The following is a 4,578-nucleotide window of genomic DNA, read 5'->3' as shown; positions in this document are numbered from 1 at the left end:
GCGCGCCGTCGCTCCCGAGGAGGCGTTGCCGGGCGAGCCGTTCGACGAGCTCGGGGAGGGCGCCCGGCGGGGCTCCGGTCAGGTCGCGGCGGCAGGCCACGACGAGGGGCTCGATGGCTGCCGGGCGGCTGCCGAACTCGGCGGTGAGCCGGGCGACGGCGGCGACGACGGATTCGTCGGGCGCGTAGGCCGGGGGCAGGGGCATGGACGTCCTCTCGGTTCCTCGACGGCGGTGACCGGCGGCCACCGTCGCCCACCGGCCCCGCGGTCGAGAAGGGTCGAACGTCCCGAGCCGGTCGTGCCGCGGCCGATCGGCACCGGATGGGAGACCTTCGCCCCTGTCGGGTGCCGGGCCGCGCGCCGAGCCTGACGAACTCCCGGTGGCATCTGGAGGCTGACCATGGCCCACTCGACCGACCCCCTGGCCCACGCCCACGGCACCGCCGCGGAGTGGTTGCGCGTGGTCTCCGACGTCCTGGACACCGAGGACCGCCCGTTCACCCACCGCGTGCTGCGCGCCTGGCTGCACGTGGTGCGCGACCGGCTCCCAGTGGACGGCGCCGCTCACCTCGCCGCGCAGCTGCCCGAGTTCCTCCGCGGCGTCTTCTACGAGGGCTGGACGCCGAGCCGGGTCCCGGTCGCGCACGACGCCGACCTCTTCCGCCGGGCGTTCGCGCACGAGGCCGGCGTCGGTGTCGCCGAGGTCCCGGACCTGGCGGGCCGGGTGTTCGAGGCCCTCGACTCCCTGTTCTCGCCCGGGCAGCTCGACCACGTGCTGGACGCGTTCCCCACGCGACTGTGCGACGAGCTCACCGGCCGGGCCGCCGACGACGAGGGCGACGTCGAGGTACCGGCTCCGGCCCCCTCCGACGACGCGCGCCTCGCCGCGCTCGAGGACTCGGTGCGCTCCCTGACCGACGCCCTCGCGGTCCTGGCCCGCGGCCTGGAGGACCTCCCGACGCGGGTCCGCGCCGAGGACGGGACGGCTCGCGCCGCGCAGGAGGCCCACCGCATCCTGCTGGCCCGCGGCGTCGGGGTGCACTGAGCGATCCGGAGGAGGACCCGATGACCGAGGAACCCCGGCAGGACCAGGTCCTGGCGCGGCTCGACGAGCTGGTCGCGCTCCTGCGCCGCGTCGACCGGCTGGAGGAGCTCGTCGAGGTCCAGGGCCGGGCGGGGCGTCCTCGACCGCTGGTGGGTGGCGACCAGGATCTCGCCGCCAGCCCCCGCCGGTGGGACCGCCCGCTCGACCTGGACCGCGAGGACGTGCCGGGCTGCGCGATCCGGCAGCTGCCGGACCCCCGGGAGTCCGACGCGGAGCGCCTGCTCGGGCTCCGACGAGCCGACGACGCCGAGTGACCGGGGGAGGAGGACGGGATGCTGTTCACCGACCGCGCGGACGCCGGGCGGCGCCTGGCCGTGCGCCTGGAGCACCTGCGGGACGACGACGTCGTCGTCCTCGGCCTGCCTCGGGGCGGGGTGCCCGTCGCGGCGGAGGTGGCCGCGGCGCTCGACGCGCCCCTCGACGTGATCCTTGTGCGCAAGCTCGGTCTGCCGTTCCGGTCCGAGCTCGCCATGGGGGCGGTCGGGGAGGGCGACGTGCTCGTCCTCGACGAGGACCTGGTGCGCCGGGCCCACGTGGGCGACCGCGAGCTCGCCGAGATCGAGCGCCGGGCGCGCGAGGAGATCGAGCGACGCGCGGAGTCCTTCCGCCGCGGCCGGACCCGGACCCCTGTGACCGGGCGGACCGCCGTGCTGGTCGACGACGGCATCGCCACCGGGGCGACCGCCGTCGCCGCGTGCCGGGTCGCCCGGGCCCAGGGCGCCGCGCACGTCGTGCTCGCGGCGCCGGTGTGCGCCCCCGACGTCGCCTCCTGGCTGGCCGAGGAGGTCGACGAGCTGGTCTGCCTCGAGGCCCCGGAGCACTTCCGGGCCGTGGGGCAGGCCTACGCCGACTTCCACCAGGTCCCCGACGACGTCGTCGTCGACCTCGTCAGCCGACGAGTGCCTTGACCGACTGCGCGGTGACACCGACCGCGACGAGCAGCACGAGGACCGCGAAGCCGCGGCGGAGCGCAGTGGCGGGGATGTGGCGGGCGAGCCGTCCGGCGGGTAGCGATATCGCGATCGCGGCGAGGGCGAACAGGCCGATGACGGGCCAGTTCATCGCGCTGGCGACGTGCCCGGCCACGACGTAGGGCACCAGGCCCGCGGCCGAGTTCACCACGATCACCACCAACGAGGTGGCGACGGCGACCGGGGCGCGCAGCCCGAGGGCGACCACGAGCGCCGGGACGAGCAGGAAGCCGCCGCCGACCCCGAGCAGCCCGGTGAGGAACCCGACGCCCAGCCGGGTGACCACCGCCCGGGGCAGGCAGCGCCGGCAGGCGACGCCGCCGCCGGGGAGGTCGCACACGCCGCCGGACTCCGCGGTGGGCAGCAGCATCCTCACCCCGGCGGCGACCATGATCCCGGCGAAGGCCAGCAGGAGGACGCGCTGGTCGAGGTGGTGGTTGACGACGCCGCCGAGCAGCGCGGTGGGGATCCCGGCCGCGGCGACCACGCCGGCGACGCGCCAGGAGACCTCGCGGCGGGCGCGGGGAGCGACGGCGACGGCCGAGGCGAGGCCGACGACCGCCAGCGAGCCCGGGACCGCCGCGGACAACGGCAGACCGAGCCCGTAGACGAGGGCGGGCACGGCCAGGATCCCGCCGCCGCCCCCGACCAGACCCAGTAGGGCGCCGACGACGAGGCCGAAGGCGACCCCGAGGGCGAGCACGACGGTGTCAGGCGGCGTCGGCGCCGCGAGCGGCCGCGTCAGTGACGGGCAACCCCGCGGCCGTGGCCTCGGCGAAGTCCTCGTCCACGACGACGAGGTCGCGTGCGACGCCGCTGTCGGTGGCGAGCAGGGACGCGGCGACCGCGGCGCGGTAGCCGGACCCGCAATAGATCCAGACCTCCCCGGCGGGGATCTCCGAACGACGCCGGGGGAGCTCGTGCAGGGCGATGTGCAGGGAGCCGGCGACGCCGCCCGCGGCCCGCTCGATCGCGGTGCGGGCGTCGACGACGACGACCGCGGCCGGGTCGCGCCGGGCCAGCGCAGCGAAGTCGGCGACCCGGTAGGAGCCGAGCCCGCCGTCACCGGCGAGGCCCTCGACGGGCCCGGTGGCGGCGCCGGCGAGCCGGTCGATCCCGATGCGGACCAGCTCGCGCCGGGCGTCGGCGACCTGCTCGGCACTCTCGCCGACCAGGGTGAGCTCGGCGTCGTCGGGCAGCAGCCAACCGAGGTAGGTCACGAACGGCTGGCTCAGCTCGAACGACAGCGAGCCGTGCAGGTGCCGCCCGGCGAACGCGACCCGATCGCGCAGGTCGACCACCCACTGCCCCGCGGCGATCCCGGCCGCGAGGCGGGCCCGGAGCTCGACGGGCTCGACGGCTTCCGGTGCGGAGAGATCCACGGGGGCCGGGCCGGCGCTGTTGGTGGGGCCCATCCGCGCGTAGTAGGCGGGGTAGGCGCCGAGCCCGGCGATCAGGGTGTCGACGAAGTCCTGCTCGTCCCGGGTGAGCGCGGGATTCGTGATGAGCTGGTCGCCGACGGTGGAGGCGTCCCCGGTGGGCGGGGTCGCCGAGCAGAAGCTGCCGAAGCCGTGGGTCGGGAGGACGACGGCCGCGGCCGGCAGTTCCCGGGCCAGCCGGCGCACGGAGTGGTACTGGGCGTGGGTGAGCGCGACGGTGTCGGCGGGAGAGACCAGGTCGGTGCGCCCGGTGGTGCCGTAGAGCATCGACCCGCCGGTGAACACCGCCTGCACCGCGCCGTCCGCGTCGGCGAGCGCGTAGGAGAGGTGGTGGTGGGTGTGGCCGGGGGTCGCGAGCGGCCGTAGCCGCATCGCGCCGACCGCGATGTCGTCGCCCTCGCGCGCCGCGGTGCGCTCGAATGCGACGTCGTCGCGGGCGTCGACCAGGTAGGTGGCGCCGGTGACCCGGGCGAGCTCGAGGCCGCCGGAGACATAGTCGTTGTGGATGTGGGTCTCGGCGACGTGGGTGATCCGCACCCCGAGCTCGTCGGCCAGGACGAGGACCCGGTCGATGTCGCGCTGGGGGTCGATGACCGCGGCGACCTCGCCGTCGTGGGCGAGGTAGCTCCGGTCGCCGAGGCTCGAGGTGGGGACGGCCCGGACGTCGAACATCGCGTGCTCCTGTGTCGCTAATGTCCGGACATTATGACACCACTGCAGTGCCAGCGCACCCTCCTATGTACGTACATTTCCCTGCCATCGGAGACGGGCCGGACGTCGTGCCCCGGCGGGACCTCGTGGCACTGGTCGGCGCCTCCGCAGCCCGCGAAGCTCTTGGCGGCCCGCGCGCGGCCGGGGTGGGGAGGAGCCGAGGTGGACACGGTCACCGCGCTGGCGCACGCCGGGACGGCGCTCGCCATCGGTCTGATGATCGGGCTGGAGCGTGAGCGCAGCGGCCGGGAGACCCGGCCGAAGCTGACCGCCGGCGCGCGGACCTTCGCGCTCATCGCCCTGGTGGGCGCGGTCGCCGCCGCCCTCGGCACGGCCGCGCTGGTGGTCGCCC

The 4,578-nt window shown here is 76.0% G+C and carries 7 protein-coding genes; 4 read left to right on the top strand and 3 right to left on the bottom strand.

What is annotated here, in order from left to right:
- On the bottom strand, positions 1-205 hold a 205-nt coding region (locus VGH76_RS05295; RefSeq protein ID WP_331555568.1), incomplete at its 3' end, for a hypothetical protein.
- A 195-nt stretch (positions 206-400) separates the two neighbouring features.
- Here VGH76_RS05295 and VGH76_RS05290 point away from each other — a divergent pair.
- The 3 genes from VGH76_RS05290 to VGH76_RS05280 are packed head-to-tail and all read left to right on the top strand — an operon-like array spanning position 401 to position 2,013.
- Entirely contained in the window at positions 401-1,045 is a 645-nt protein-coding gene (locus VGH76_RS05290; RefSeq protein ID WP_331555567.1) for a DUF2267 domain-containing protein, read from the top strand.
- Positions 1,046-1,065: 20 nt separating this feature from the next.
- Positions 1,066-1,359, top strand: coding sequence for a hypothetical protein (locus VGH76_RS05285; RefSeq protein WP_331555566.1), 294 nt, complete (start codon positions 1,066-1,068; stop codon positions 1,357-1,359).
- A gap of 18 nt (positions 1,360-1,377) precedes the next feature.
- The gene (locus tag VGH76_RS05280; RefSeq protein ID WP_331555565.1) at positions 1,378-2,013 is read left to right on the top strand and encodes a phosphoribosyltransferase; all 636 of its coding nucleotides are present in this window, start codon (positions 1,378-1,380) and stop codon (positions 2,011-2,013) included.
- On the opposite strand, the gene VGH76_RS05275 is transcribed toward VGH76_RS05280, so the two are convergent.
- Both VGH76_RS05275 and VGH76_RS05270 read right to left on the bottom strand, forming a co-directional pair.
- Positions 1,994-2,779 carry a sulfite exporter TauE/SafE family protein gene (locus VGH76_RS05275; protein WP_331555564.1) on the bottom strand — a complete coding sequence of 262 codons (786 nt, stop codon included), beginning with the start codon at positions 2,777-2,779 and terminating at the stop codon, positions 1,994-1,996. The two genes, VGH76_RS05280 and VGH76_RS05275, sit on opposite strands and share 20 nt — an antisense overlap.
- 7 nt (positions 2,780-2,786) lie before the next feature.
- Positions 2,787-4,187, bottom strand: a complete 1,401-nt coding sequence (locus VGH76_RS05270; RefSeq protein ID WP_331555563.1) for an MBL fold metallo-hydrolase — start codon at positions 4,185-4,187, stop codon at positions 2,787-2,789.
- A gap of 201 nt (positions 4,188-4,388) precedes the next feature.
- Between VGH76_RS05270 and VGH76_RS05265 the strand changes: the two genes are divergently transcribed.
- Positions 4,389-4,578, top strand: a 190-nt coding sequence (locus VGH76_RS05265) for an MgtC/SapB family protein (RefSeq protein WP_331555562.1), incomplete at its 3' end; no start/stop codon positions are given.

This window comes from Actinomycetospora sp., from assembly GCF_036497585.1.
GTDB lineage: Bacteria > Actinomycetota > Actinomycetes > Mycobacteriales > Pseudonocardiaceae > Actinomycetospora.
The sequence above is the reverse complement of the archived record's forward strand: the minus strand, read 5'-3'. Positions and strand labels throughout refer to the sequence as shown.